The organism is Staphylococcus sp. GDY8P196P, from assembly GCF_017891705.1.
GTDB classification, from domain to species: Bacteria; Bacillota; Bacilli; order Staphylococcales; family Staphylococcaceae; genus Staphylococcus; species Staphylococcus ureilyticus.
Map to the genome: position 1 here is coordinate 376 of NZ_JAESJS010000028.1, position 377 is coordinate 752.

A 377-nucleotide genomic window follows, 5' to 3' on the forward strand; every position below is an offset into this window, starting at 1 on the left:
TAATCGACCTTCGTCGATTTTTTTAATCTTAGTTTTAAGTAATCGGTGTTGCAGCACAGATATAAAAATTAATACTGCATTATTAGTAATCGGCGTTGTGGCGCAGATACAAAAATTAATACTGCACGAATTTGAATCGACGTTGTAGCGTAGATATAAAAATTAATACTACATCAAAATTTAACTAAGATTTAAGCTACTAGTTTTTTGCTAGTAGCTTTTTTATTTTTAAAATTTTAAATACCTTTATTTTGAATTTTAATGGGGCATTTTAAAGATTTAGGGGTACTTCATATAGTTTTTATGCCTAAAAACTTATATAAGCTCTTAAAACGCAAATATGAGCCAAATAAATATATGCTATTTCCAAAAGCAAA